17 protein-coding genes are annotated in these 24049 nt (G+C 70.5%); 3 read left to right on the top strand and 14 right to left on the bottom strand.

The window, feature by feature from the left end:
- Complete coding sequence (locus OG293_RS34555; RefSeq protein ID WP_406002678.1) at positions 1-1383, bottom strand: chloride channel protein; 1383 nt, start codon at positions 1381-1383, stop codon at positions 1-3.
- A gap of 37 nt (positions 1384-1420) precedes the next feature.
- The gene (locus OG293_RS34550) at positions 1421-1936 is read right to left on the bottom strand and encodes a potassium channel family protein (RefSeq protein ID WP_406002677.1); all 516 of its coding nucleotides are present in this window, start codon (positions 1934-1936) and stop codon (positions 1421-1423) included.
- 817 nt (positions 1937-2753) lie between these two features.
- Here OG293_RS34550 and OG293_RS34545 point away from each other — a divergent pair.
- Positions 2754-4169, top strand: a complete 1416-nt coding sequence (locus OG293_RS34545; RefSeq protein ID WP_406002676.1) for an APC family permease — start codon at positions 2754-2756, stop codon at positions 4167-4169.
- A 162-nt stretch (positions 4170-4331) separates the two neighbouring features.
- Here the strand turns inward: OG293_RS34545 and OG293_RS34540 are convergent, their stop codons facing one another.
- The 3 genes from OG293_RS34540 to OG293_RS34530 form a co-directional block, all read right to left on the bottom strand.
- A complete protein-coding gene (locus tag OG293_RS34540) occupies positions 4332-6017 on the bottom strand; it encodes a ricin-type beta-trefoil lectin domain protein (protein ID WP_406002675.1) in 1686 nt (561 codons plus the stop codon).
- 269 nt (positions 6018-6286) lie between these two features.
- Positions 6287-7519 (bottom strand): FG-GAP-like repeat-containing protein, encoded by a 1233-nt coding sequence (locus tag OG293_RS34535; protein ID WP_406002674.1) that lies wholly within the window; start codon positions 7517-7519, stop codon positions 6287-6289.
- 31 nt (positions 7520-7550) lie between these two features.
- The gene (locus tag OG293_RS34530; RefSeq protein ID WP_406002673.1) at positions 7551-8792 is read right to left on the bottom strand and encodes an FG-GAP-like repeat-containing protein; all 1242 of its coding nucleotides are present in this window, start codon (positions 8790-8792) and stop codon (positions 7551-7553) included.
- A gap of 326 nt (positions 8793-9118) precedes the next feature.
- Here OG293_RS34530 and OG293_RS34525 point away from each other — a divergent pair, with 326 nt between their 5' ends.
- Positions 9119-10543, top strand: coding sequence for an FAD-dependent oxidoreductase (locus OG293_RS34525; protein ID WP_406003806.1), 1425 nt, complete (start codon positions 9119-9121; stop codon positions 10541-10543).
- A 28-nt stretch (positions 10544-10571) separates the two neighbouring features.
- On the opposite strand, the gene OG293_RS34520 is transcribed toward OG293_RS34525, so the two are convergent.
- Positions 10572-11441: a hypothetical protein gene (locus OG293_RS34520; protein ID WP_406002672.1), complete on the bottom strand. Its 870-nt coding sequence runs from the start codon at positions 11439-11441 to the stop codon at positions 10572-10574.
- A 75-nt stretch (positions 11442-11516) separates the two neighbouring features.
- Positions 11517-12119 carry a TetR/AcrR family transcriptional regulator gene (locus tag OG293_RS34515; RefSeq protein WP_406002671.1) on the bottom strand — a complete coding sequence of 201 codons (603 nt, stop codon included), beginning with the start codon at positions 12117-12119 and terminating at the stop codon, positions 11517-11519.
- Between the two features lie 95 nt (positions 12120-12214).
- Here OG293_RS34515 and OG293_RS34510 point away from each other — a divergent pair, with 95 nt between their 5' ends.
- Positions 12215-13105 carry a hypothetical protein gene (locus OG293_RS34510; protein ID WP_406002670.1) on the top strand — a complete coding sequence of 297 codons (891 nt, stop codon included), beginning with the start codon at positions 12215-12217 and terminating at the stop codon, positions 13103-13105.
- Between the two features lie 61 nt (positions 13106-13166).
- On the opposite strand, the gene OG293_RS34505 is transcribed toward OG293_RS34510, so the two are convergent.
- From OG293_RS34505 to OG293_RS34475, 7 genes are all read right to left on the bottom strand, one after another.
- Entirely contained in the window at positions 13167-13760 is a 594-nt protein-coding gene (locus OG293_RS34505) for a sarcosine oxidase subunit gamma (RefSeq protein ID WP_406002669.1), read from the bottom strand.
- A complete protein-coding gene (locus OG293_RS34500; RefSeq protein ID WP_406002668.1) occupies positions 13753-17016 on the bottom strand; it encodes a sarcosine oxidase subunit alpha family protein in 3264 nt (1087 codons plus the stop codon). The genes OG293_RS34505 and OG293_RS34500 overlap by 8 nt, the downstream gene beginning before the upstream one ends.
- A gap of 12 nt (positions 17017-17028) precedes the next feature.
- Positions 17029-18261 (bottom strand): sarcosine oxidase subunit beta family protein, encoded by a 1233-nt coding sequence (locus OG293_RS34495; RefSeq protein ID WP_406002667.1) that lies wholly within the window; start codon positions 18259-18261, stop codon positions 17029-17031.
- Positions 18258-19535 carry a serine hydroxymethyltransferase gene (glyA, locus tag OG293_RS34490; protein ID WP_406002666.1) on the bottom strand — a complete coding sequence of 426 codons (1278 nt, stop codon included), beginning with the start codon at positions 19533-19535 and terminating at the stop codon, positions 18258-18260. The genes OG293_RS34495 and glyA overlap by 4 nt, the downstream gene beginning before the upstream one ends.
- A complete protein-coding gene (locus tag OG293_RS34485) occupies positions 19532-20383 on the bottom strand; it encodes a bifunctional methylenetetrahydrofolate dehydrogenase/methenyltetrahydrofolate cyclohydrolase (protein WP_406002665.1) in 852 nt (283 codons plus the stop codon). The genes glyA and OG293_RS34485 overlap by 4 nt, the downstream gene beginning before the upstream one ends.
- Before the next feature lie 27 nt (positions 20384-20410).
- Entirely contained in the window at positions 20411-22849 is a 2439-nt protein-coding gene (locus OG293_RS34480; RefSeq protein WP_406002664.1) for an FAD-dependent oxidoreductase, read from the bottom strand.
- Positions 22850-23046: 197 nt separating this feature from the next.
- Positions 23047-24048: an ABC transporter substrate-binding protein gene (locus tag OG293_RS34475; protein WP_406002663.1), complete on the bottom strand. Its 1002-nt coding sequence runs from the start codon at positions 24046-24048 to the stop codon at positions 23047-23049.
- Position 24049 lies beyond the last annotated feature (1 nt).

Raw genomic sequence — 24049 nt, 5'->3', positions numbered from 1 at the left:
TCAGTCCTTGGCCACCGCGCTTTCCCTTCCCTTTGGCCGCGCGCCCCCGGCCGGACGGATCGAGGGGCCGGGTGGCAGCAGCTCGGTCGTGACGAAGGCGACGACGGCCGCGATGATCACGACGGGAATGGTCGCGGCGTTCCCCAGCATCAGGACCACGAGGACCGCACAGCTCAGGGGCAGCCGCAGTGCGCTGGTGACGGCCGCCGCCATCCCCGCGGCCATGCCCGGCACCACTCCGAGTCCGGGCAGCGGCGCGAGCAGTACGCCGACCGCCCCGCCCAGGAACAGGGAGGGGAAGACAGGACCGCCTCGCAGGCTGCCGAGGCAGAGCGTGTAGGCGGCGCCCTTGAAGAGCAGCACGGCCAGCAGGGCACCGACTCCCCAGGCGTGGGGATCGGACGCCATGGAGGCGAGGGTGTCCTGGCCGGACGAGGCGACGTCGGCCGGTGTGCGGTCGGTGACGAGCGTGTACAGGGCCGCGCAGCACCCGGCGGCCACCGCGCACACGGCCGTCTTGGGCACGGTGCGCACGGCGACGAAGGACGCGGTCAGCCGGCCACCGGCCATGATCACATGGATCAGGGCCGCGATGGCCGCGGCCATCAGGATCGACCACACCACATCTCCGGTGTCCAGAGTCGAGGGCGGCTGGGGGAGCTTGAGCGTGAGGCTGCCCGTGTCCAGGCCGGTCCAGCTCCCGAAGCCGGTGAACACCACGGCTCCCACTCCACTCGACAGCAGAGCGGGGAGCATGACGGCGAACAGCTGCGGGCCTCCCACTCCTGCCACCTCGATGAGGAGCACACCGGCGACGAGAGGGTTGCCGAAGAGCACCGCGATGGCGGCACCGGCTCCGGCGGCTCCGAGCAGGGCGCTGCTCTGCGGGGTGTCCGGGGCGCGGACGAGATCCCTGAACAGCAGCGCCAGCCCTCCGCCGAGGGCCATCAGAGGCGCCTCCGGTCCAAGGGTCGCGCCGAGCGGGATGCTGGCGGTGGCGGCGATGACCACCCCGGGCAGCGCAGCCGTGGACGCTCCGCCGGCATGGAGGCCCGAGGCGGGGATGTGGCCGCCCGCGCCCGGCATATGGCGGACGACCAGCCCGACGGCGACTCCGGCGATCAGCAGGAGCGGCAGCGGCCACCACCACGGTGGGATGTCCCGGTCCATGGCCTGCGGGAGATCCGTCCACAGCAGGTGGTTCAGTTCCTGCAGTCCGGCGAGGAACCAGAAGGCCACGAGCGAGACCGGAACGCCGATCAGGGCACTGAAGACCAGGAGTTTGAGGTAGCCGGGGGTGCGCAGTACGTCCCGCAGCCGGTCGGCCACCGGAGGCTGCGTCCCTCCACCGGATGCCGCTGGTCGAGGCTTCGGCTCCGTCATGGAACCCGTCCTTTCCCGACACGATGCCGGCCGGCTGTCATGGCGTGTCCTGTGGAGGGCGCGGGCCGGACTGCTTGCGTTTGAGTCCCATCTGAACAGCTCCGAAGAGGACCTTGGCAATCAGGCCCACGAGGACCAGGTCGGCCATCATCTGCACGATGACCAGTACGCGGGCCGTTTCCGTGGTGGCCACGATGTCCCCGAAGCCGACCGTGGCGAAGACCGTGACGGTGAAGTAGAGCGCGTCGGTGCGGTTCAGCGGTTCGGAGAAGGACGACGGCAGCTCCCTGGCGATGAGGAAGTACGTCGCGGCGAACAGCAGCAGGAAGAGGGGGACTGCCGAGGCAAGCGCCTCGAAGGCGCGCAGCCTGGGATGCTCGGAACGGATGATGGCGACCGTCTGCCAGGCGATCAGAGCCGCGAACGCCAGCAGTCCCACGATCAGCGCCGCCGCCGTACCGATGCCGACGGTGCGGTCGAAAGGGGCCAGATAGAACAGCGCGGTGAGCAGGACGACGACCGCCGTCGAGCGCAGCAGCGAAACCAGCAGCATGCGACGGCGCTGCCGACGGCTGAGGGGGCCGGCCTGGTCCGCTGTCACGACGGTCTCGGCGGCGTGTTCGCGCCGGGCCCGGGGACCTCCCGTCCCTGACCGCTGCCCGTTGGATCCGGCTCGGATGCGTGGGGTGCCATGAAGCGCTCCTGCGTCTGGTCCCGTGGCGGCATGAGCGACAGAGCGGTCCGCCGCTCATCCAGGAGAAGCGTTCCGTGAGAATCGTGCGACCGGAAACGAGCCGGACCATCCATCTCCCGGCCTATCCGCCGCCGCGCGTTCCACGCCCGCCGCCGTCCGGCCGGACGCCCGCATGAGCGGCCATGGCGCTTCCTTTCACAACTGCCACGCCCCAGGAGGGACATGTCCTGCTACAGGCACGCCCCACGAACGCCTGGTACGGCCGCCGAACCACCGAGGGCCGGTACGGCCGATCGGACCACCTCCAACCTCTCCCCCGCGGCGGCCCGCACGCGAGACGTCAACGTTGGGACAACTTTGGCGGGCATCGCTTCGGTTATCGCAACCACGACATAAAACGGGTGATGAAAGTATCTGATGACAGATGCCTTTGATTACATGGTCATGAGCATCCATTCCCTACTCAATTGCAAAATTGGAGGCACTGAGCCGTTGAAGCCGCACGGTTGACCAAGATGGCAGACTACGAAATCCGTAGGTAAATGACCGTTGACGTTGCGGTTTCCGCAGGGTTCCATGACGCACCGGGAGCAGGCACCACCCATCTCACAGCCGCCGGAGGCGATAACGCTCCCGCTCGACACCCGCCGCACGAATCGATCGGAACCACCACTCCATGACCGAGACGCTTCGCACCCCACTCCCCGACGCGGCCCCCGAAGCCCCTCGGGCGCCGCAGGGCAGCAGTCCCCAGAAGCTCAAGCGTTCCATCGGTGTCGTGGGCGGCACCCTCCTCACGCTCTCCTGCGTGACGCCCGCCTCCACGCTTTTCGTCGTCGTCCCCGACCTGTTCTCCAGCCTCGGTACCGCGACGGCGCTCACCATCGCGATCGGCTCGCTGCTCTGTATAGCGGTCGCCTTCTGCTACTCGGAGCTCGGCACGCTCATCCCGAGCGCCGGCGGCGAGTACGCCATGGTGTCGACGTTGGCCGGCCGCCTCGCCGGCTGGCTCGTCTTCGTTCTGTCCCTGCTGGTCGTGATGATCGTGCCGCCGGTGATCGCCATGGGCACGGCTGACTATCTCGCGCCCATCGTCCACCTCGACGCGTCGTACGCCGGTGCGGGCGTGATGCTGCTCGCCACCCTGGCCGGTCTGCTCGACCTGCGGGCCAACGCCTGGATCACGGGCGTCTTCCTCGTGCTCGAAGTCATCGCCGCCGCCGTCGTCGCCATCCTCGGATTCGCGCACTCCGAGCGCGGAGCGGGCAGCCTCGTCGACATGAGCGTCGCCGGCTCCCACGGGAACACCGACCCGGTCACGGCGATGCTCATCGTCTCGGGCCTGGCCATCGCCCTCTTCGTCACGCAGGGCTTCTCCACGGCCGTCTATCTCTCCGAGGAACTGGAGCACCCCCGCCGCAACGTCGCCCGCACCGTCCTGACCACCCTTGCCATCTCCGCCGTGATCATCCTGGTGCCGGTCATCGCCATCACCATGGGCGCCCCGGACCTCGCGGCCCTCACCAACGGCGACATCAGCGGCATGGTCACCGCGTGGAGCAACTCCGCCGTCGGCACCTTCGTCAGCCTCTGTGTGGCCCTCGCCATCATCAACGCGGGCATCGTCATGGTCATCCAGAACTCCCGCGTCCTGTTCGCATCCGCCCGCGACAAGGCCTGGCCACAGCCCATGAACAACGCGCTCGCCAAGCTCGGGCGCTTCGACTCCCCCTGGGTCGCCACACTCGTCGTGGGCGTGCCCGGAGCGCTCCTGTGCTTCGTGAACCTGGACACCCTCTACGGCGTCACCGGGGTCTCCGTCACCGGCATGTACCTCCTGGTCGCGGTGGCCGCCCTGCTCGCCCGCCGCGGATCGCACGCCCACCAGCCCGCCTGGCGGATGCCGCTGTGGCCCGCCATGCCGATCCTGCTGATCGCGGTCCTCGCGTACATCCTCAGCCAGCAGGAAGTGATCTACCTGCTGTGGACCGGAGGGATCACGGCTGTCGCCACGCTGTACTGGGTCGCCTATCTGCGCCCGCGCCGTGCGACCCGGTGGCTGGTGTCCATCCCCGAGGACGCGCAGGCCTGACCCGGGGAGGCCGAACCGGCCCGCGGGCCCGGCACGGCGCGAAGACCGGCGGACCGTGCCGGTCGGAGCACCTGTCGGAGCCCGCCGGCCGGTTCATGCTCGCCGTGGCCGTCACCGGCGGACGGTCGACCAGCGGCTCACCGAACACTTCGGCCGGGCTCTTCACGCGGGGCCGCCGGTCCATCGCTGGTCGCCGGACCCGTCGGCGTGGTCGAACCCGACCGGACTGCCCGCCGAGCCGCCGTACGGCTCCAGGGCGAAGCCCGGTGCGATCAGGGGCCGTACGACGCCTGAACCATCGACGGCGAAGAGCAGATTCCGGCCGTTCCAGCCGTTGACGGCGTCGCAGGACCAGATGCCGACCCCCCTGTCGGTGTCGCCGCGCGAGTCCAGACAGTAGTCCGGATCCTCCTTGCTGTGGAGGAGGCCGATGGCGTCCAGACTCCACTGCTGGGTCCGCGCGCCGTCGCACGGGTTGGTCACGACGTCCGTACGGTCCTCCATCACGCCGTCCGCGATGTCCAGGCACAGTCCGGAGTCCGCGTTGACGACCCGGGTGTAGCCGCCGCCTGGGACGATCGGCACCGGCCGGCGCGGGGCGCTCCTCGAAGGCGCGGGAGCCGGGGGTTTGGAGACGGGGACCGAGGCGGTGGGGCTCGGTGAGCGGGAGGGCTCCCGCGACGGCGCCCGGCCGGTGGCCGACACGCTGGGGTCCGGCAGGGCCACCGGCGGCCAGGTCAGCTGGAGGGGAGGTTCCTCCGCGCGGTCACGGACGGCCGCCGTGGCGTTGTCCTCGGACGCGGTCGCAAGCAGCGTACCGGCGACCACCGCGACCGCGACCACCGCGGCGACGAGAAGGACGGGCCGGAACAACCGCGTCGCGCCCTGCGTCCGTGTCCCGCCGCCGGTCGTCCGCCTCGCCGGGGCGGCGAACCCCGAGAGGCCTGCCGTGCGCGTCGGCCGCTCGGGCTGCGCCGGTACACGGTCGAGGGAGCCGCGCGCGGGGCCGCGGGCCGCGTAGGCCGCTCCGCCCCATCCGAGCAGGCCCTCGGCGATGACGGCGCGAGGTGCGTTCGTCATCCTCGTCAGCTCCGCCACCAGCCGGGTGCAGCTGGGGCACTCCGCCAGATGGAGCGTCAGATCCTCACTGCGACGCCGGTCCCCCGGGCTCGACGCGGCCTCGATGATGCGCCGGAATCCGAGGCATCGCCTGTCCCCGCACCCTTCCAGATATTCCCGGACGTAGGCCTGACGCATGGCGTCCTGTGCCTTGTCCCGCAGTTCGGGAACATCGGCCGGGTCGATCTTGAGGAAGGTGGCGACGGTGACGTCCGGCTCGTCGTCGATCACCGCGTACCACAGGACGCCCCGCGTCAGCGCCGGCAACCGGTAGAAACCGGCGAGCATCGCGGACGACACCTCGAAGAGATGGGCGCCGAAATCCTCCTGTCCCGGCGCGGGGCGGTCGGCGGCGTCGCCGAGCCATGCGACGAATTCGGGTTCGAGCCGGTCACGGCGGTCGCCAAGGGCCCAGGTGCGCCCCACCCGCTGGACGAGCGTCAGCACATGGTGCCGCCAGTTCCCGCGCGGCTCGATGCCCCGGACCGCTTCCTCGGCGGCGAGGGAGAAGGCCTGGATGGCCAGTTGGGTCCCTGCGACCTGATGGCGTCCACAGAGCCGGGCGTACGAAATGACGGCGGGCAGGTGGCGGCGCCTGAGCTCCTGCACGGCGGGATGCGCCGGCGGGGCACCGGCGCATATGCGCTCGGTGAGTTCGGCATCCGACAGGGCGGCATAGACGCGGTTCTCGCCCGTTGCGTCAGGAGTGACGCGGTGGAGCTCTGGCACCTCTTGACTCCTCACTACGGCGTGAGCCGCCCGCCCGCACAGGCGGAAACACGCCGGGTGTTACCAGCAGAAAACAAGAGCCCATAGTGGAGCAGCGGAGTCCGGGGGGAAAGGTGTTCCCGCGGGTAAGTGATCACAAGATGCTGACCGGTCGGACAGGACCCGGGCGGGGCTCGTCCCCACGTGGGCGCGCCGGGGCGCGCGGCCCCGACGGCACCCTCGGAAGCCGGGCTCCTGAGGGTGCCGCGAGGGGCACTGCGGCGTCCGCGTCAGAAGGCGCGGACGTTGGGCGCGGTGTCCCAGAGCATGTCCGCGTTGGGGCCGCTGATCCCGCTTCGCCCGTCCCCCTGGTAGACGAACAGCTGGTAGTCGATGGGCCGCATGATGTCGGACAGCCCGTCACCGTTCACATCACCCACGGACATGACCGGCTCGTCGGCGGGCCAGGCGTAGGGGAGCTTCTTGCGCACACCGAAGGCCCCGCTGCCGTTGCCCGGGTACAGCCACAGGGCACGAGCACCGTCGCGTGCCAGCAGGTCGGCCCTGCCGTCACCGGTCAGATCCCCGGGCGAGGTGAGCCGGTTCATGACGCCCCAGCCGGCGCCGACCTTCTTGCGGGCACCGAAGGCGCCCTTGCCGTTGCCCGGGTATGTCCACAGCGTCCCCGACGAGTCGCGCGCGAGAAGGTCGCGGCGGCCGTCGCCGGTCAGGTCTCCGGCCGCGTTGATCTCGCGCATGGCGTTCCAGCCGGTGCCGATCCTCACCCTCGTACCGAAGGTGCCGTTGCCCCTGCCCGGGTAGAACCAGAGCACCCCCGATGTGTCCCGGGCGAACAGGTCCTCCCTGCCGTCGGCGTTGTAGTCGCCGTGTCGGACCAACTGGCTCATCGCGTTCCAGCCGCCGCCGACGAGTTTGCCCTTCGTGGTGCCGTTGGCGTCGCCGACGCCGGAAAGGAACCACAGCCGGCCGTCGTTCGCGCGCTCCAGGACATCGGCGCTGCCGTTGTTGTCCAGGTCGCCGAACTGGGCGACGGCGGGCAGCCCGGCGGGGCGCTTGATCTCGGGCTGCTGGTACCAGTCCATCCACGGGACACCCTGGACGGCCTCGAACTCGGTCGTGGTGACCCTCATGGAGCTGATCTTGTTGCCGAACTGCCGGTCGAACGAGTCGCTGAGATCGATCGGGCCGTTGTGCGGCCCGACGATGACGTAGTCGGGAGACGTTCCGTAATGGGGCTGCACATACAGCGTCGCCCACAGGCCGCTGTTGTTCACGACCGACGAGATCTTGTCGTTCCATGTGCCCAGCGTGGGCTGGGAGGACGAGTAGATCCTCAGGTCGCCCGTGTAGCCCCCGCCGGTGAAGACACAGAACTTCCCCGCCGGGCAGCGCGCGGAATTCTCCGCGGCGACCGCGCCCGGCGCCTGGGTGATGAGGGTGGCCAGCGACGCGGTGACGACAGCGGCGGCGAGGGCGCGCTTGCGCCGGGTGGTTTCGAGCATGAGCCGAACTCCGTTCGATGCGGAAGGCTGGTCAGAAGACGAGCTGGGTGGCCTGGACCGAGGCGAGCGTCTTCGGGGGCTTCAGGCCGCCGTCGGCCGCGCCGGTCCCCGGGTACACGCGAAGGGCGCTCTGCCCCGGCGCGTGCCCGAGCAGGTCAGGCCGGCCGTCGCCGGTGACATCGCCCAGGCCGGCCAGCTCGGTGAGCCCGTTCCAGCCTCCGCCGCCGATCAGCTTGCGGGCCCCGAAGGTCCCCTTGCCGTTGCCCGGATAGAGCCACAGCCTGCCCGCGGTGTCACGGGCCACGAGGTCGGCACGCCTGTCGGAGTTCATGTCGCCCGCGCCGACGAGTTCGTTGACGGCCTTCCAGCCCGTGCCGGCCTTCTGCCGCGCGCCGAGGGAGCCCTTGCCGTTGCCCGGATACGTCCACAGGGTGCCCGCGCTGTCGACGGCGAGCAGATCGGCCCTGCCGTCCCCGGTCAGGTCGCCGGCCGCGGTGAGTTCGCGCATGGTGTTCCAGCCACCGCCGACGCGCACCCGCGTACCCAACGTGCCGTCACCCCTGCCGGGGTAGAACCACAGCACGCCGGCGTTGCCGCGGGCGAACACGTCTTCCTTGGCATCGCCGTTGTGGTCCCCGTGACGGGTGAGCTTGTTCATGGAGTTCCAGCCGGTCCCGAGCAACCGGCTCTTCGCCACGCTGTCGGAGCCATGGGAGACCCACAGCTGTCCGAACTTGTTGCGTGTGAACAGATCCGCGTATCCGTCGCCGTTGACATCGCCGAAGGCACCCACGGACGGCAGTCCCGTGGGCCGCTGCTTCGGCTGGTTGTCCCACTGGTACGTCGCGTACCGGCTCTCGTTCCCGCAGAAGTCGTCCGCCTCGGGACCCAGGTCGATGGAGCTGACGGTGTTGTCGAACCCGGGGGTCGCGCTCTCGTCGAACGACACCCGTCCCGCGTAGTAGTGCGTGGCACCCGTGAGCTCGGGGGCCGGCGCGAGCCCCGGCTCGGTGTAGAAGCACACCGGCTGGTCACTGTTGTTGGCGAACGAGCTGATGCGGTTGTCCCACGCCCCCAGAGCGAGCGTGCCCCCGTTGACGACCAGCATCTCGCCCTTGCCCAGCGGCTCGCTGAAGACACAGAGCTTTCCCCAGGCACAGCGGTCGTACCCATCGGCGGCCCGGGCCGGTCCGGCGGTGACGGTGGCGACCAGACCGGCACCGAGACCGACGGTGAGCGCGCCGCGAACGACGCGCGAAAAGGTGAGACGCACTTGATCCCCCCAAGGATGTGCGCAATTTCCCGAGTGTGTGAACTCGAAACGATCACTTGACGGGCGGATCATAACCGCCGCCTCACCCCTGGAGCACACGGCCGCCGACGGCGCTCCTCGTAACCGCACAGGCGCCGATGCACGCGCCGATCGACGACGGGCGTGAGCGGCTCGCGCGGCGTGGCCCCCACAAGACCCTCGCGGCAGCACTCCTCACCGCGCACGCTCGTCATCCAGCGGTCTCCGGCCGGGATACTGTGCTGCCCCGGGGCCTGATCCAAAAGCCGGGCCCCTGGATCGGCTCGCTGACCACGAGGGGCACGGACATGCTGGATCAAGCGCAGGGGAAGGGCAGTTGGCGAGAGGGTGCGGGCAGCCGCCACGCCGTTGTCGTCGGAGGCAGCCTCGCGGGACTTCTCGCCGCACACGTACTGGCCCAGCACGCCGACAAGGTGACGGTCGTCGAGCGCGACCACTACCCCGACGGCCCCCAACCCCGTCCCGGGGTTCCCCAGGGCAGGCACGCGCATGTCCTGCTGGAGGGCGGCCAGCTCGCGCTGGACTCCCTGCTGCCGGGCTTCATGGACCGGTTGAGGGCCTCGGGCGCTCCCCGGGTCGGGCAGCCCTCGGACATGGTGCAGTGGCAGAGCGGTCGCTGGTTCAGGCGTACCGAGGCGACGACGTACATCTACACGGGCTCCCGGGGTCAGGTCGAGCATCTGGTGCGCGAGCGTGTGCTGGCCAACCCGAGGATCACCACGGTCACTTCGACGGAGGCCGTCGGGCTCGTCGGTGACGCCTCGCGCGTCAGGGGCGTGTTGCTGCGCCGACGGGGTGAGGGCGCCGCCGGCCAGGAACAACTGACTCTGGAGGCCGACCTGGTGCTGGACGCTTCGGGGCGCGGTTCGCGCGCCTCGCAGTGGCTGGCGGAGATCGGCGCCGAGCCCCCGCACGAGGAGACCATCGACACGGGCCTGGCGTACGCGTCCCGCATCTACCACAACAAGAGCAGCCACCTCGGCACGAACGCCCTTGCCTACTACGTGTTCCCCAACCCCTCGCAGGTCTACAGCGGCGGGGTGCTGCCGCTGGAGGACGGCCGCTATCTGGTGATCCTCGCGGGCCTGCGGGGCAGCGAACCGCCCACGGACGAGGAGGGGTTCACCGCTTTCGCGGCCCGCTTCCCGCATCCCCTCATCCATGACTGGCTGCGCGAGGCCGAACCGGACACACCCCCCTTCGGCTTCCGCAGGACGTCGAACCTGCGGCGCCGGTACGACCTCCCGGGGCGCCGCCCCGCCGGTTTCCTCGCGGTGGGCGACGCGCTGTGCACGTTCAACCCGATCTACGGCCAGGGCATGGCGGTCGCCGCGATGAGCGCGGTGGCCCTGCGCGACGCCCTGGCCGATGTCCGGCGTACTGCGACCACCCGCCGGGTCCAGCAGGCGCTGTTCGAGGCGTCGCGCCAGGCCTGGGACATCTCCGCGGGCGCGGACAGGAAGATGCCCGGCGCGGTGGGCAACGCGGTCGCCCCACGGGCCGTCGACAAGCCCGCCGGCTGGTACCTCAGCCGCGTCCAGCAGCGGTATCCGGGAGACCCTGTGGTGGGCCCGGCCTTCCGTTCCGTACTGACGCTGACCTCGCCGCTCACTTCGCTGTTCGCGCCGAAGGTGGCCCGGGCGGTGCTCTTCGGGCCGGTGCCCGACACGCCTGCCGAGCCGCCGATGAACCGGGAGACCGCCGCGGGCTGACCCGCAGGTCCGCGCCTGCCGCGGGCGGTCAGTGAACTCCCAGCAGTCCTGGCGTCTGTTCGCGACCGCCGAGGCGGCCGGGCAGCGCGAGCAGCGCGAAAGCCCGCTCCGCCACTCCCTTTCGCCGTACGGCCACAAGTGCGGCGAGGAGGACGGCGGCGGGGACTCCGAGCCACCAGCCCAGCAGGTGCACCAGGACCGAGGCGGTGACGGCCGTGCCGAGTGCCACGGCGAAGACCGCTGCCAGGACGGCCCCCACGACACGGAGGAGGCCGACCCGGGTCACGCCGGCCTCCCTCTGTCCGGCCCGGATCCAGGCGGCGATCAGTGCCAGCATCACCGGGACGAGCACGACCCCCATCCCGTACAGGGTGAGCGCGACGGGTGAGGTGAGCCAGTCGGCGATGCGCGACAGTGCCTCCTCGCCGCCCGCTTCCCGAGGCCAGGTGGCGAACACGTCCCGGTCGGCCGAGAAGAACCGCTGGTATCCACGGCCGTCCCAGCCGTGGACGAGGATGAAGAACATGCCGGTGTATCCGATGCCGGCCTGCAGGAAGGCCGCGTACACCCGGCCGGACAGGATGAGCCGCTCGGCGACCTTGTAGCCGAGGACGCCCTGACTCACGTTGGTCGCCGCGAACAGCGCGACGAGCCAGGCGGGCAGCGCTTCGTGGCCGCTCGCCACCTGCATGGTCTCCCAGTCCGGAAAGCCCCACAGCAGCCAGGCTCCGCTGGGCGCGAAGAGAACCGCGCAGTACAGGACGGCGGCCATGAGATACGGGTCGGACCAGGGGCCGCCGCGCTCCGCCCGGGTGTTGCGGGCCGTCAGTTGACGGCAGGCGGCTGTCGCGAAGCTCGCGCCTATCCCGTACGACCAGAAGACATCGACCTGGACCATCGTGCTCTCCTTCCGGAATGACACGTCATTCCGTTCTTGAGGCAAATGAATGAGCGGTCCTTGCGGGCCTGTGGCTCAGGAGGAGCCGAGGCCGTCGAAAATGAGCGCTTCCACCGTGCGGATCCATGGATCACGCATGGCCTGCGGGTCCTGTGCGTGCAGCAGCCGCACGGCCCCCGTCAGGATCATTCCGTTCACGGCGAGGCCCACGACATGGGCGTCGAGGTCACGGCGGAGAAAGCCACGGTCCTGTCCGTTACGGACGAAGGCCGCGGTGTACTGCGCCGCAGCCTCCATGGCCCGGCCGGCGAGTCCCGGGTCGGCCCGGTCGATGGCGATGGCGTCGTAGAAGAGGATGCGGCAGAGCGCCGGTTCGGCGACCACGAGGTCGAAGAGCTTGTGGCCGATGCGCCCGACCTGTGCGCGGTACTGCTCCAGCGACCGGCTGGAGCCCGGCTCCTCGTCGGCTATGGCGTCCATGACCTGGCCGAGGGCACGGGCGACCACGCTGCGCGCGATGTCCTCCTTGTTCTTGAAGTACCGGTAGAAGGTGCCGTGGCCGGCCCCGAGCTCACGGGCGATGTCGGAGATACCGGTCGCGTGGTACCCGCGCTCGGCGAAGACCTTGCCCGCCGCGCGCAGTATCGCGTCACGCTTGTCCACCACGCCCTGCGGCACGACCAACCCCTCCCCCGGCGGAATGACGTGTCATTCTGTGACGGGACGACAACTCCCGTCAACACCGCGGGAGCAGCGACACCGGTGGGAGGACCGTGGACCTGGAGAGCGTTGTCGATGAGCTGTACGAGCTGCGGCCCCAGGACTTCACTGCCGCGCGCGACGAGCGGGCCGCCGCGGCGCGCACGGCCGGCGAACGCGATCTGGCCGCCCGGATCAGCAAGCTGCGCCGTCCGACGTTGTCGGCTTGGGCGAGCAATCTGCTGGTGCGCCGTCAGCCGGAGCAGGTCCAGCCGCTGATCGGCCTTGGCGACGGGTTGCGCCAGGCCCACCAGAACCTCGACGGGGAGCAGTTGCGGGAGCTCAGCCGAAAGCAGCATGCGCTGGTGGGCGCGCTGGCCCGCGAGGCGAGGCGGCTGGCGGAAGGAGCCGGGCAGCCGATCGGCGACCAGGCCCAGCGGGAGATCGAATCAACCCTGCACGCGGTGCTGGCCGATCCGGGCGCGGCCAAGGAGTGGGCGGCGGGGCATCTCGCCAAGCCGCTCAGCGCGCCGGTCGGATTCACCGAGGCCGTGCAGACCACGGTGGCGCCGAGGAAGAAGCCCGCCCCGGCACCGCCCGGCGACTCCCACGAACGCACCGCCTCCACGGAGAGCAGTCCGGCCGAGGAACAGCACAGGGAGCTCGATGCGGCCAGAAAGGACGCCGAGTCCGCCGAGAAGGCGGCGCAGGTCCTGGAGCGGGAACACGAACAGGCGAAGGCGGAGCGGGAACGGGCCGAGGCAGGGCTGCGCGAGGCCGAAGAGCGGGTGTCGGCGCTCTCCCGGGAGCTGAAGGAGGCTCAGGCCGGGCAGCGGACCGCCCGGGACCGTGCGCGCGAGGCGCGCGACGGTGCCCGGACGGCGGACCGCGAGGCTCGGGCGGCCCGTCGCAGGGCCGGGTCCGCGGCCGTGCGTGCCGAGCGCCTGGCCGCCGACACGTCGTGACCCGGATCACCTGCTGGGGCTCCGTGGGCGGGCCTCCGGTTCCTGGGGGCTCTGCGCTCGGTCAGATGTACTCCGACGCGGCGTCCAGCAGCCAGTCGGCGAGGTAACCCGCGAAGGACGACCGGACGAGCACCCAGAACCCCGCGCTGGGATCGTCGCGTGCGACCAGCACGACCTGCGCGCGGGCCAGGGTGGTCTGGGCGCAGCGCCCCGGCCCGAAGGAGCGGGGGTGCAGGTCGAGCGCGCAGCCGTGGGCGAGCAGGTCGCGGGCGCGGGGGCCCGCGACGAGCAGGGTGGTTCGCTGGGCGGAGACGTCCGTGACCGAGGCGGGTTCGTCGCCCGCGGCCGTCCGGATCAGGTTCTCCAGATCCCCGCTGCTGTCGGACGGGCCGACGACGAGCCATTCGTCGGGTCCGAGCCAGAGCACGAAGCGGCCTCCGGCGCGGACGGCGGTGTCGGGTTCGAGGGGCAGTTGGAGTCCCAGGGCGAGCCCGACGGCGTCGGCGGCCGGACCCTTGGGGTCGAGCCGTACGGCGATCTGCGTCAGGAAGGGCAGTTCGGCGAGGCGCAGGTCGCCGCCCGAGGAGCGTGTGGCATTGGCGAAACGGCCGGCGGTGTGCGCCAGGGGGCTGTGGCGGGTCACGGTGTCAGCCATCGCGGCGGGCTCCCTCGGGGTCGTAGAGGACGGGGCTTGCGACGGTCACCGGGACCAGCCGGTCGCCCACCGGGGCGTACAGCCGCTCGCCGATGCGGTCCCGGCCCCCCTTGATCAGGGCAAGTGCGAACGTCCGGCCGAGCGCGGCGCTGTGGTAGCTGGAGGTGACATGGCCCAGCATCGGCACGGGCGGCTCGGGGAGCACGCTGTCGGCGACCAGATGGGTGCCCTCGGGGAGGAAGGACTCCGGGTCTTCGGGGAGCAGGCCGACGAGGTGCTTGCGGTCGGGGCGTGTGGTGTCGGCGCGTGCGTGCGAGCGCTTGCCGATGAAATCGGGCTTCTTCTTGGACACGGCCCATCCCATGCCGAGGTCCTGTGGGGTGACCGTGCCGTCCGTGTCCTGGCCGATGATCGGGTATCCCTTCTCGGCACGCAGGACGTGCATGGTCTCGGTGCCGTACGGGGTGATGCCGTACGGGCTGCCTGCCTCATCGAGCGCCTCCCACAGCGCGCGGGCCTCCCACGGCGAGACATTGATCTCGTAGGCCAGTTCACCGGAGAAGCTGATCCGGCAGACGCGCGCGGGGATGCCGGCGACGGACGACTCGCGCCAGGCCATGAACGGGAAGCTGTCGTTGTCGACGGCGAGGTCCGGTGCGAGGGCGCCGAGCACGTCGCGGGAGCGGGGGCCGACGAGGGCGACAGTGGACCATTGTTCGGTGACGGAGGTGCAGTGGACGCGCAGTTCGGGCCACTCGGTCTGCAGCCACTCCTCCATCCAGTCCAGGACCGCGGCGGCGTTGCCGGTCGTGGTGGTGACGAGGAAGCGGTTCTCGGCGATGCGGATGACGGTCCCGTCGTCGAAGACCATGCCGTCGAGGCGGCACATGACTCCGTAGCGGATCATGCCGACCTTCAGGGTGCTCATCATGTTGGTGTAGAGCCGGTCGAGGAAGACGGCTGCGTCCGGTCCCTGTACGTCGATCTTGCCGAGGGTGGAGGCGTCCATGAAGGCGACGCCCTCACGGGCGGCGCTGCACTCACGGAGGACGGCGGTCTTCATGTCCTCGCCGTCCAGCGGGTAGTACCAGGGCCGCTTCCACTGGCCGACGTTCTCGAAGAGCGCGCCGTGGCCCACATGCCATGCGTGCAGGGCGGTCACGCGGACGGGGTCGAGAAGCGCGCCGCGGTCGCGGCCCGCGAGGGCGGCGAAGGAGACAGGGGTGTAGGGAGGACGGAACGTCGTCGTGCCGAGGGCGCAGATGTCGACGCCCAGGAGTTGGGCGACGGTGCCACTGGCGAGGACGCCGGAGGTCTTGCCCTGGTCGTTTGCGGTGCCCGCGGTGGTGTAGCGCTTGGTGTGCTCGACGGAGCGCATGCCGGCGCCGGTCGCGCGGGCGAGGTCGTCGACGGTCACATCGCGCTGGAGGTCGACGAAGCGGGGCCCGCCGTCGGCGCCGGGGACGACGAAGACCTGCATGGGCGGGGACTGGGCCGGTTCGGCGACGGTGGCCGGGAGCCGGGGTACGCCGGCCGTGTATCCCTCGGCCTCGATCGCGCGGGCGCCCGCGGCGGCGCCCTGGGCGAGGACGTCGGGCAGTTCGAAGGCACCGGAAGCGGAGCCCGCGGTCTCGACCTGCTGGCCGCAGGAGTCGGGGACGAACGTGCCGAGCGTCTCGTCGTGGCGGAGCCTGCCGCCCGCCTGGCTGAACAGATGCGCGACAGGGTTCCAGCCGCCGGAGACGAGCAGGAGATCGGTGCTGAACTCCCGGTCCCCCTCCGGCTCTCCGTACGGCGCGACGGTGACCGATGTGAGGCGGGCTCCGCCTTCCGTACCGGTGACGGCATGCCCGCTCAGCACCTCGATCCCGGCGTCCTGTGCGCGGCGGGCCCACTCCCCCGCCTCGGGGCGGGTGTCGACGACCGCCGCGATCTCCACGCCCGCGGCTGCCAGGTCGAGCGCCGCCGCGTAGGCACTGTCGTTGGTGGTGAAGACGACGGCACGGCGGCCGGGCAGGACGCCGTAGCGGTTGACGTACGTACGGGCCGAAGCGGCCAGCATGACGCCGGGGCGGTCGTTGTCGGCGAAGGCCATCGAGCGCTCGTGCGCTCCGGTGGCCAGGACGACGCGGCGGGCGCGGATGCGCCAGACACGTTCGCGGGAGACGTGCTCGGGGGCGTCGGCGCCGAGGTGCTGGGTGCGCCGCTCGACGGCCAGGACGTGGTTGTCGTCGTAGTACCCGAAGACGGTCGTACGGCGCAGGACGCGCACCTCGGGCTCGGCGGCGAGCCGTTCGGCCGTCGCGGCGGCCCAGTCGAGGAGTTGCCCGGTCCCGAGGAGGCTGCCGCCCGGTTCGGGCTGGTCATCGGCGAGGATGACCCGTGCCCCGCTGCCCGCCGCCGCGGCGGCGGCTGCGAGACCCGCCGGTCCGGCGCCGACGACGAGCAGGTCGCAGTGGGCGTGGACGGCGTCGTAGCGGGCGGGGTCGGGCTCGGTGGCAAGGCGTCCCTGGCCGGGGAGGCTGCCGGCGACGAGCCCGTCGTACAGTTCGACGGCCGTCGCGGGCAGCATCGGCTCGGGGAACGGTTCCTCGATCTGGACGACGGCGTTGGGCTCCTCCACCCCGGCGGAGAAGATGCCCCGCGGGCGGCCGAGCTTGATGCTGGTGCCGGCCTGGATGACTCCGTTGGCGAGGAGCGCGGAGGCGAGCGTGTCGCCCCGGAATCCCTCGTATGTCGTGCCGTCGAAGGTGAAGGTCAGGCGTTCGTCGCGGCGGACACGGCCGCCGGTGGTCAGCCGGAAGGACTGGGACGAGCCGGGCTCGGCGGTTTCCTCCGCTGCCCGGCCCTGTGCCGGAACGCCGGCTCCGCCCGGGAGCTCGACGGGAGCTTCGCCCCCGGCCCCAGGGATCTCCGACGCCGGGCGGGCCGGACGGTGCGGGGCAGCCTGTCCCGCGACCGGACCGGCTGCGGATGAGGCAGCCGGTTCCGGTCGCGGCTCGCCCGCCCGGTACACCGCGAGAATCTCGTTCGTCGCCGTGTCACGCACCGCGTTGAACCATCTGCGGCAGCCGGCCGCGTGGCTCCATCGCTCCGCGAACGGGCCCCTGGGGTTGTCGCGGAAGAACAGGTAGCGGGACCATTCCTGGTCGGTCAGGTCGGCGGGTGTCCCGGGATAGGGCACATGTGCCTGACCTCCGTAGTGGAACTCGGCCTCGTCGCGGGGCCCGCACCAGGGGCATGGGATGAGCAGCATCGATTCGGCTCCCTAGTGGGCCACCGCGGCCGCGCCGTGCTCGTCGACGAGCGCGCCGGTGGTGAATCGGTCGAGCGAGAAGGGGGCGTTGAGCGGGTGGGGGGCGTCGTGGGCGATGGTGTGGGCGTAGACGGAGCCCACGCCGGGGGTGGCCTTGAACCCGCCGGTTCCCCAGCCGCAGTTGAGGTAGAGGTTGTCGACCGGGCTGAGTCCGACGATCGGCGAGGCGTCGGGGCTGACGTCGACGATGCCTCCCCAGGTCCGCAGCACATGGGCGCGGGCGAAGACGGGGAACAGTTCCAGCGCCGCGGACATCTGGTGCTCGATGATGTGGAAGGCGCCGCGCTGGGTGTAGGCGTTGTACGCGTCGATGCCCGCTCCCATCACCAGTTCGCCCTTGTGGGCCTGGCTGACGTACACATGCACCGCGTTGGACATGACCACCGTGGGGTGCACGGGCTCCAGCAGTTCGGAGACCAGCGCCTGGAGCGGGTGGCTCTGGAGCGGCAGTTCGAAGCCCGCCATGGCGGCGAGGACCGAGGTGTGACCTGCCGAGCAGAGCGCCACCTTTCCTGCCGCGATGGGGCCGAGCGTGGTCCGCACGCCGGTGACGCGTCCGCCCTGGATGTCGATGCCGGTGACTTCGCAGTTCTGGATGATGTCGATGCCGGCGGTGTCGGCTGAGCGCGCCAGGCCCCAGGCGACATGGTCGTGCTTGGCGATGCCGGCGCGTGGCTGGTAGGTGCCGCCCATCACCGGATAGCGCACATCCGGTGAGATGTTGACGATGGGGCAGACGTCCTTGACCTGCTGTGGATCGAGCCATTCGGCGTCCACGCCGTTGAGCCGGTTGGCTTCGACGCGGCGCACGCTGTCGCGTACGTCCTGGAGGCTGTGTGCGAGGTTCAGCACACCGCGCTGCGAGAACAGGATGGGGTAGTCCAGTTCGTCGGCGAGGCCCTCCCACAGCTTGAGGGCGTGCTCGTAGATTCCGGCGCTCTCGTCCCACAGGTAGTTGGACCGGATGATGGTGGTGTTGCGGGCCATGTTGCCGCCCGCGAGCCAGCCCTTCTCCAGCACGGCCACGTTGGTGATTCCGTGGTTCTTCGCCAGGTAGTGGGCGGTCGCGAGACCGTGTCCGCCGCCGCCCACGATCACCACGTCGTACGACCGCTTCGGCTCGGGGGTGCGCCAGAGCCAGTCGGGGTGCTCGGGCAGTTCGGCGCCCGGGGTGCGGGGGCTCATCGGGCGTCTCCTGAAAGGTGCGCGTACAGCGGGTGCTTGGCGGCCAGCGCGCGGGTACGGGCGCGGAGCGCGTCGATGTCCGGTGCGGGCTGGAGGGCGAGCGCGATCACGTCGGCGACCTCGGTGAAGTCCTCGTCGGTGAAGCCTCGGGTGGCCAGTGCGGGCGTGCCGATGCGCAGGCCCGAGGTGACCATGGGCGGGCGGGGGTCGAAGGGGACGGCGTTGCGGTTGACGGTGATGCCGATGTCGTGGAGCAGGTCTTCGGCCTGCTTCCCGTCGAGTTCGGACTGCCTGAGGTCGACGAGGACGAGATGGACGTCGGTGCCGCCGGTGAGGACGCTCACTCCGGCGGAGGCCGCGTCGGGCCGGGTCAGCCGTTCGGCGAGGATCCGGGCGCCGGCCAGGGTGCGGGCCTGGCGCTCGGCGAACTCCGGTGATGCGGCGACCTTGAACGACACCGCCTTCGCGGCGATGACATGCTCCAGCGGTCCGCCCTGCATGCCGGGGAACACCGCAGAGTTGATCTTTTTGGCGATGTCGGCCTCATTGGTGAGGATGACTCCTCCGCGCGGGCCGCCGAGCGTCTTGTGCGTGGTCGTGGTGGTGACATGGGCGTGCGGTACGGGACTGGGGTGCAGCCCGGCGGCCACGAGGCCCGCGAAGTGGGCCATGTCGACCATCAGGTACGCGCCGACGGCGTCGGCGATCCGCCGGAAGGCGGCGAAGTCCAGCTGCCGGGGGTACGCCGACCAGCCCGCGATGATCATCTTGGGGCTGTGTTCCTCGGCGAGCCGCTCCACCTCCTCCATGTCGACCAGGTTCTCGGTCTTGTCGACGTGGTAGGGCACGACGTTGAGCATCTTGCCGCTGTAGTTGATGCGCATGCCGTGGGTGAGATGGCCGCCGTGGGCGAGGTCGAGGCCGAGCACGGTGTCGCCGGGCTGGAGGAGGCCGAAGAAGACGGCGGTGTTCGCCTGGGCCCCGGAGTGGGGCTGCACATTGGCGAATCCGGCGCCGAAGAGGGACTTGACCCGCTCGATGGCGAGCCGCTCGGTGACATCGACGTGCTCACAGCCTCCGTAGTAGCGGCGGCCCGGATATCCCTCGGCGTACTTGTTCGTCAGGACCGACCCCTGGGCCTCCATGACCGCCGAGGGGGCGAAGTTCTCCGACGCGATCATCTCCAGCGTGGACTGCTGGCGGTCGAGTTCCGCGAAGACGGCGGCGTGGACCTCGGGGTCCAGTTCGGCGAGCGGCGCGTTCAGCGTGTTCATGCGGCGTTCCTCTCGGCGGCCTCAACGACATTGGCGAGCAGCATCGCCCGCGTCATGGGTCCTACGCCGCCGGGCATGGGCGCGACCCATCCGGCGACGGTGACGGCGTCGGGATGGACGTCGCCGACCAGCCCCTCGTCGGTGCGGGTGATGCCGACGTCGAGGACGACGGCACCGGGCCGCAGCATGTCGGGGGTGATCAGGCCGGGCGATCCGGCGGCGGCGATGACGATGTCCGCCTCCCTGACGTGCCAGGCAAGCCCCTTGGTCCCGGTGTGGCACAGGGTGACGGTGGCGTTCTCGGAGCGGCGGGTGAGCAGCAGCCCGATCGGCCGGCCGACGGTGATGCCCCGCCCGATGACGCAGACCCGCGCTCCGGCGAGGGGGACATCGTGGCGGCGCAGCAGCTCCACAATGCCGCGCGGGGTGCACGGCAGCGGGGCTTCCACGCCGAGCGCGAGGCGGCCGAGGCTGACGGGGTGCAGCCCGTCGGCGTCCTTGGCCGGGTCCATGCGCTCCAGTACCGCGTTGGCGTCCAGGCCGCGGGGCAGCGGCAGTTGGACGATGTAGCCCGTGCAGGCGGGGTCGGCGTTGAGCTCGTCGATGACGGACTCCACCTGTTCCTGCGTGGCGTCGGCGGGCAGTTCGCGCCGGATGGAGGCGATCCCCGCCTGTGCGCAGTCCCGGTGCTTCCCTGATACGTAGGCGTGGCTGCCGGGGTCGTCGCCGACCAGCACGGTGCCGAGGCCCGGTGTGATTCCCCGCGCCGCCAGCTTGGCGACGCGTTCGGCGAGCTCCGTGCGGATGGTGGCCGCGGTCCGCTTGCCGTCCAGGATCCGTGCGTTCACATCGCTCCTTCTCGTACGGGTGGGCGCTCAGCCGCGCAGGCGTGACATGGAGGGATCGAACAGCGGCTCGTCGGCGACGACCGCCTCGACACGCTGGTCGAAGTAGCCGATGTGGACGGTGGTGCCGGTCGTGGCGAGTTCGGCAGGGAGCCAGGCGTAGGCGATGCCCTTGCCGATCGTGTAGCCGTAGGCGGCGCTGGTGACATAGCCGACCGGGCGGTTCCCGTCGTACACCGGCTCCTTGCCCATGACCACGGCCTGTGGGTCGTCGATGGTCAGACAGGTGAGGCGCCGCCGCACATCCGCCTTGCGCCGCTCCAGCGCGGCCTTGCCGATGAAGTCTTCCTTGTCGAGCTTGACGGCGAAGCCGACTCCGGCCTCGTACGGGTCGTGTTCGTAGGTCATGTCCGTGCCGAAGGAGCGGTACCCCTTCTCCAGGCGGAGGCTGTTGAAGGCGCCGCGGCCGGCGGCGATTCCGCCGAGGGGCTGGGCGGCCTGCCACAGGGTGTCCCACAGCTTCAGGCCCAGGTCGGCGGTGGTGTACAGCTCCCAGCCGCGTTCGCCGACGTACGAGAGCCGCATCGCGGTGACGGGTACGGAGCCGATGTGGGCACGCTTGGCGCGGAAGTACTTGAGGCCGTCGTTGGAGAAGTCCGTGTCGGCGAGGGGCTGGAGGACCTCTCGGGCCAGTGGGCCCCAGAGTCCGATGCAACAGGTGCCCGCGGTGATGTCGCGGACCTGGACCGTGCCGTCCGCCGGAAGGTGGCGGCCGAACCAGTCGAGGTCCAGATTGCCGTTGGCGCCGACCTGGAAGTGGTCGCGGCCGAGGCGGGCGACGGTGACGTCGCTGCGGATGCCGCCGTCCTCGTCGAGGAGCAGGGTGTACGTCACCGAGCCGACCGACTTGTCGACATTGCCGGTGGAAAGCCGCTGAAGGAAGGCGGCGGCGCCGCGGCCGGTGACTTCCAGTCGCTTGAGCGCCGTCATGTCGTACATCGCGACGGTCTCGCGGGTGGTCTGGGCCTCGGCGCCGACGATGGGCGACCAGTAGCGCGCCGCCCAGTCGTTGGGGGTGGGGATGGAACGCCCGGCCGTCAGGCGCTCGTTCGCCTCGTACCACTGGGGCCGCTCCCAGCCGGTGGCCTCCAGGAAGAAGGCGCCGAGCTCCTGCTGGCGTGGATGGAAGGGGCTGGTGCGCAGGGGGCGCGGCGCGCCGGCCGGCTGGAGGGGGTGGAGGATGTCGTAGACCTCGACGAAGTTCTGGCAGTCGCGGGCCAGGACGTACTCGGGGGAAAGCTGGTGCGGCTCGAAGCGGTTGACGTCGCACTCGTGCAGGTCGAAGGACGAGCAGTGGCCGTCCACGAGCCATTCGGCCACGGCGCGCGCCACGCCCGCCGAGTGGGTGACCCACACGGCCTCGGCGACCCAGAAGCCCTTGACGTCCGGTGACTCGCCCAGCAACGGCAGTCCGTCGGTGGTGAAGGAGAAGAGGCCGTTGATGCCCTCCTCGATCTTGGCATCGCGGGTGGCGGGCAGCAGGGCCTGTGTCTCGGCCCAGGCGTCGGCGAAGTCGTCCTCGGTGAACTTCATGACCGAGGGCATCAGCTCGGCGTCGTCCACGGAGGCGATGGCCTCGGGGTCGACGGGCATGGGCCGGTGGCCGTAGTAGCCGATGCCGATGCGGTCGAAGCGGTCGCGGTAGTAGAGGTCTCCGTCCTGGTGGCGCAGGATCGGCCGGACGGCCTCCTCGGCCTGGCCCTCCAGCGCGGGCACGGGGCCCGTCCAGGCGAGTTGGTGGGCGAGCGGGGTCAGCGGGAGGTTCATGCCGACCATGCGGGCGATCTTCGGGCCCCAGATGCCGGCGCAGCACACGACGATGTCGGCGGGGATCTCCCCCTGGTCGGTGACGACCGCGCTGACGGCGCCCTCGGTGTGGACGACGTCGAGAACCTCGTGTCGGGCGAGGAAGCGCACACCACGGTCGGTGGCGCGGCGGATCTGGGCCTCGACGGCGAGGACCGCCTTGGCGAGCCCGTCGGTGGGGACCAGCAGGCCGCCGAAGACGCGTCCGCGGTCCACCAGCGGGTGGAGTTCGATGCACTCCTCGGGGCTCAGCAGCCGGGACTCGATGCCCCAGGCGGTGATCCAGCCGTGGCGGCGCTGCAGCTCGGTCAGGCGCTCGGGGGTGGTGGCCACCTCGAGTCCCCCGACCTGGAGGAAGCAGGGCTGTCCGTCGACGTCGAGGCTGCAGAACTTCTCGACGGTGTAGCGGGCGAGCTCGGTCATGGTCTTCGACGCGTTGGTCTGGAAGACCAGCCCCGGCGCATGGGACGACGACCCGCCGGTGGCGGGGAGGGGCCCCTGGTCGACGACCGTGATGTCGGTCCAGCCCGCGAAGGAGAGTTCGTCCGCGAGCGCCGCTCCCACGACGCCCGCTCCGATGATGACCACTCGGGGTCCCGCCATCGCCGCACCTCCGCTATCAAGCGTCCAGTTGCTGTCAGCGCAACATGCTTCAGGTTGCGCAACTCACGATGCCGGTCGCCGGGGAGGGTGTCAAGGGTCCTTCACGGCAGTGACCGGGGCAAAAAAACGACCGTGCCCGGCGGGCTGTCACGGCAGCCCGCCGGGCACGGTCGACACGTCCCGGCCCTTCTTGTGGATCAGCCCTTCTTGAGCCAGAAATCGACCTTCTTACGGTTGGCGTCCACCCATTTCTTGGCCGCCGCCTCCGGCGTCATCTTGTCCTCGGCGATGTATTTGGCCACGAGGTTCTGATCGGAGTTGGTCCAGGTGAAGTTCTTGACGAGGTCGTAGGCAGGGCTGCCGGAGTCGGCGAACTTCTTGCTCACGATCTTGTCCAGCTCGTACTCGGGATAGTCGCAGGCCACCTTCGCCGCGTCCGCGTCACAGCCGGCCTGGTACGGCGGCAGGTTCACCTTCGCGAGCTCGACCTCCGACAGGAACCACTGCGGCGCGTAGAAGTATCCGATCACCCATGTCTTCTTGGCCTCGGCCTGCCTGAACGCCTGGATGAGCGCCGCCTCGCTGCCGCCGTAGACGACCTTGTAGTCCAGCTTCAGGTTCTTCACCAGTGCCGCGTCATTGGTGACGAAGGACGGATCGCCGTCGAGGAACTGCCCCTTGGCGCCCGACTCCGATGTCTTGAAGTTGGCGGCGTACTTGTTGAGGTTCTTCCAGTCGGTGATGTCCGGGTGCTCCTTGGCCAGCCACGGCGGCACGAACCAGCCGATGACCCCCTTGTTGCCGGTCGCCCCGGCCGCCACGGCGGTCTTCTGGTCGGTGATGTACTTCTTCTTCAGATCGTCGTGGCCCCAGTTCTCGACGACGGCGTCGACCTCTCCGGTGCCGAAGCCCTGCCAGGCGACCTCTTCCTTGAGGTCCTTCTTGGTCACCTGGCACTTGAGGTCGTGCTCGGCGACATACGCGATGACCGCCGCGTTGGCCTCGTATCCGACCCAGGGGTTGACCGCGAGGTTGAACGTGCCGCATTTGCCCGGACCGCCGCCCGAGGCGCCCGACCCCGACTCGCCTACCTTGGCGCCACCGCAACCGGTGACGGCGGCCAGGCCCAGCGCCGCCAGCCCGGCCACCGCGGCCCGCCGTCTCGCGGGCCTCGACTGCGTGATGAAGTTCCCGATCATG

The organism is Streptomyces sp. NBC_00829, assembly GCF_045161795.1.
Classification (GTDB): Bacteria; Actinomycetota; Actinomycetes; order Streptomycetales; family Streptomycetaceae; genus Streptomyces.
Note: the sequence above shows the minus strand (reverse complement) of the source record. Positions and strands in the feature narration are given on the sequence as shown.

Excerpts from the sequence above, each read along its gene's own strand:
- OG293_RS34550 (WP_406002677.1), bottom strand. The coding sequence starts at position 1,936 with ATGCTGCTGGTTTCGCTGCTGCGCTCGACGGCGGTCGTCGTCCTGCTC.
- OG293_RS34555 (WP_406002678.1), bottom strand. The coding sequence starts at position 1,383 with ATGACGGAGCCGAAGCCTCGACCAGCGGCATCCGGTGGAGGGACGCAG.
- OG293_RS34525 (WP_406003806.1), top strand. The coding sequence starts at position 9,119 with ATGCTGGATCAAGCGCAGGGGAAGGGCAGTTGGCGAGAGGGTGCGGGC.
- OG293_RS34545 (WP_406002676.1), top strand. The coding sequence starts at position 2,754 with ATGACCGAGACGCTTCGCACCCCACTCCCCGACGCGGCCCCCGAAGCC.
- OG293_RS34480 (WP_406002664.1), bottom strand. The coding sequence starts at position 22,849 with ATGGCGGGACCCCGAGTGGTCATCATCGGAGCGGGCGTCGTGGGAGCG.
- OG293_RS34535 (WP_406002674.1), bottom strand. The coding sequence starts at position 7,519 with ATGCTCGAAACCACCCGGCGCAAGCGCGCCCTCGCCGCCGCTGTCGTC.
- OG293_RS34520 (WP_406002672.1), bottom strand. The coding sequence starts at position 11,441 with ATGGTCCAGGTCGATGTCTTCTGGTCGTACGGGATAGGCGCGAGCTTC.
- OG293_RS34495 (WP_406002667.1), bottom strand. The coding sequence starts at position 18,261 with ATGAGCCCCCGCACCCCGGGCGCCGAACTGCCCGAGCACCCCGACTGG.
- OG293_RS34475 (WP_406002663.1), bottom strand. The coding sequence starts at position 24,048 with ATGATCGGGAACTTCATCACGCAGTCGAGGCCCGCGAGACGGCGGGCC.
- glyA (WP_406002666.1), bottom strand. The coding sequence starts at position 19,535 with ATGAACACGCTGAACGCGCCGCTCGCCGAACTGGACCCCGAGGTCCAC.
- OG293_RS34500 (WP_406002668.1), bottom strand. The coding sequence starts at position 17,016 with ATGCTGCTCATCCCATGCCCCTGGTGCGGGCCCCGCGACGAGGCCGAG.
- OG293_RS34505 (WP_406002669.1), bottom strand. The coding sequence starts at position 13,760 with ATGGCTGACACCGTGACCCGCCACAGCCCCCTGGCGCACACCGCCGGC.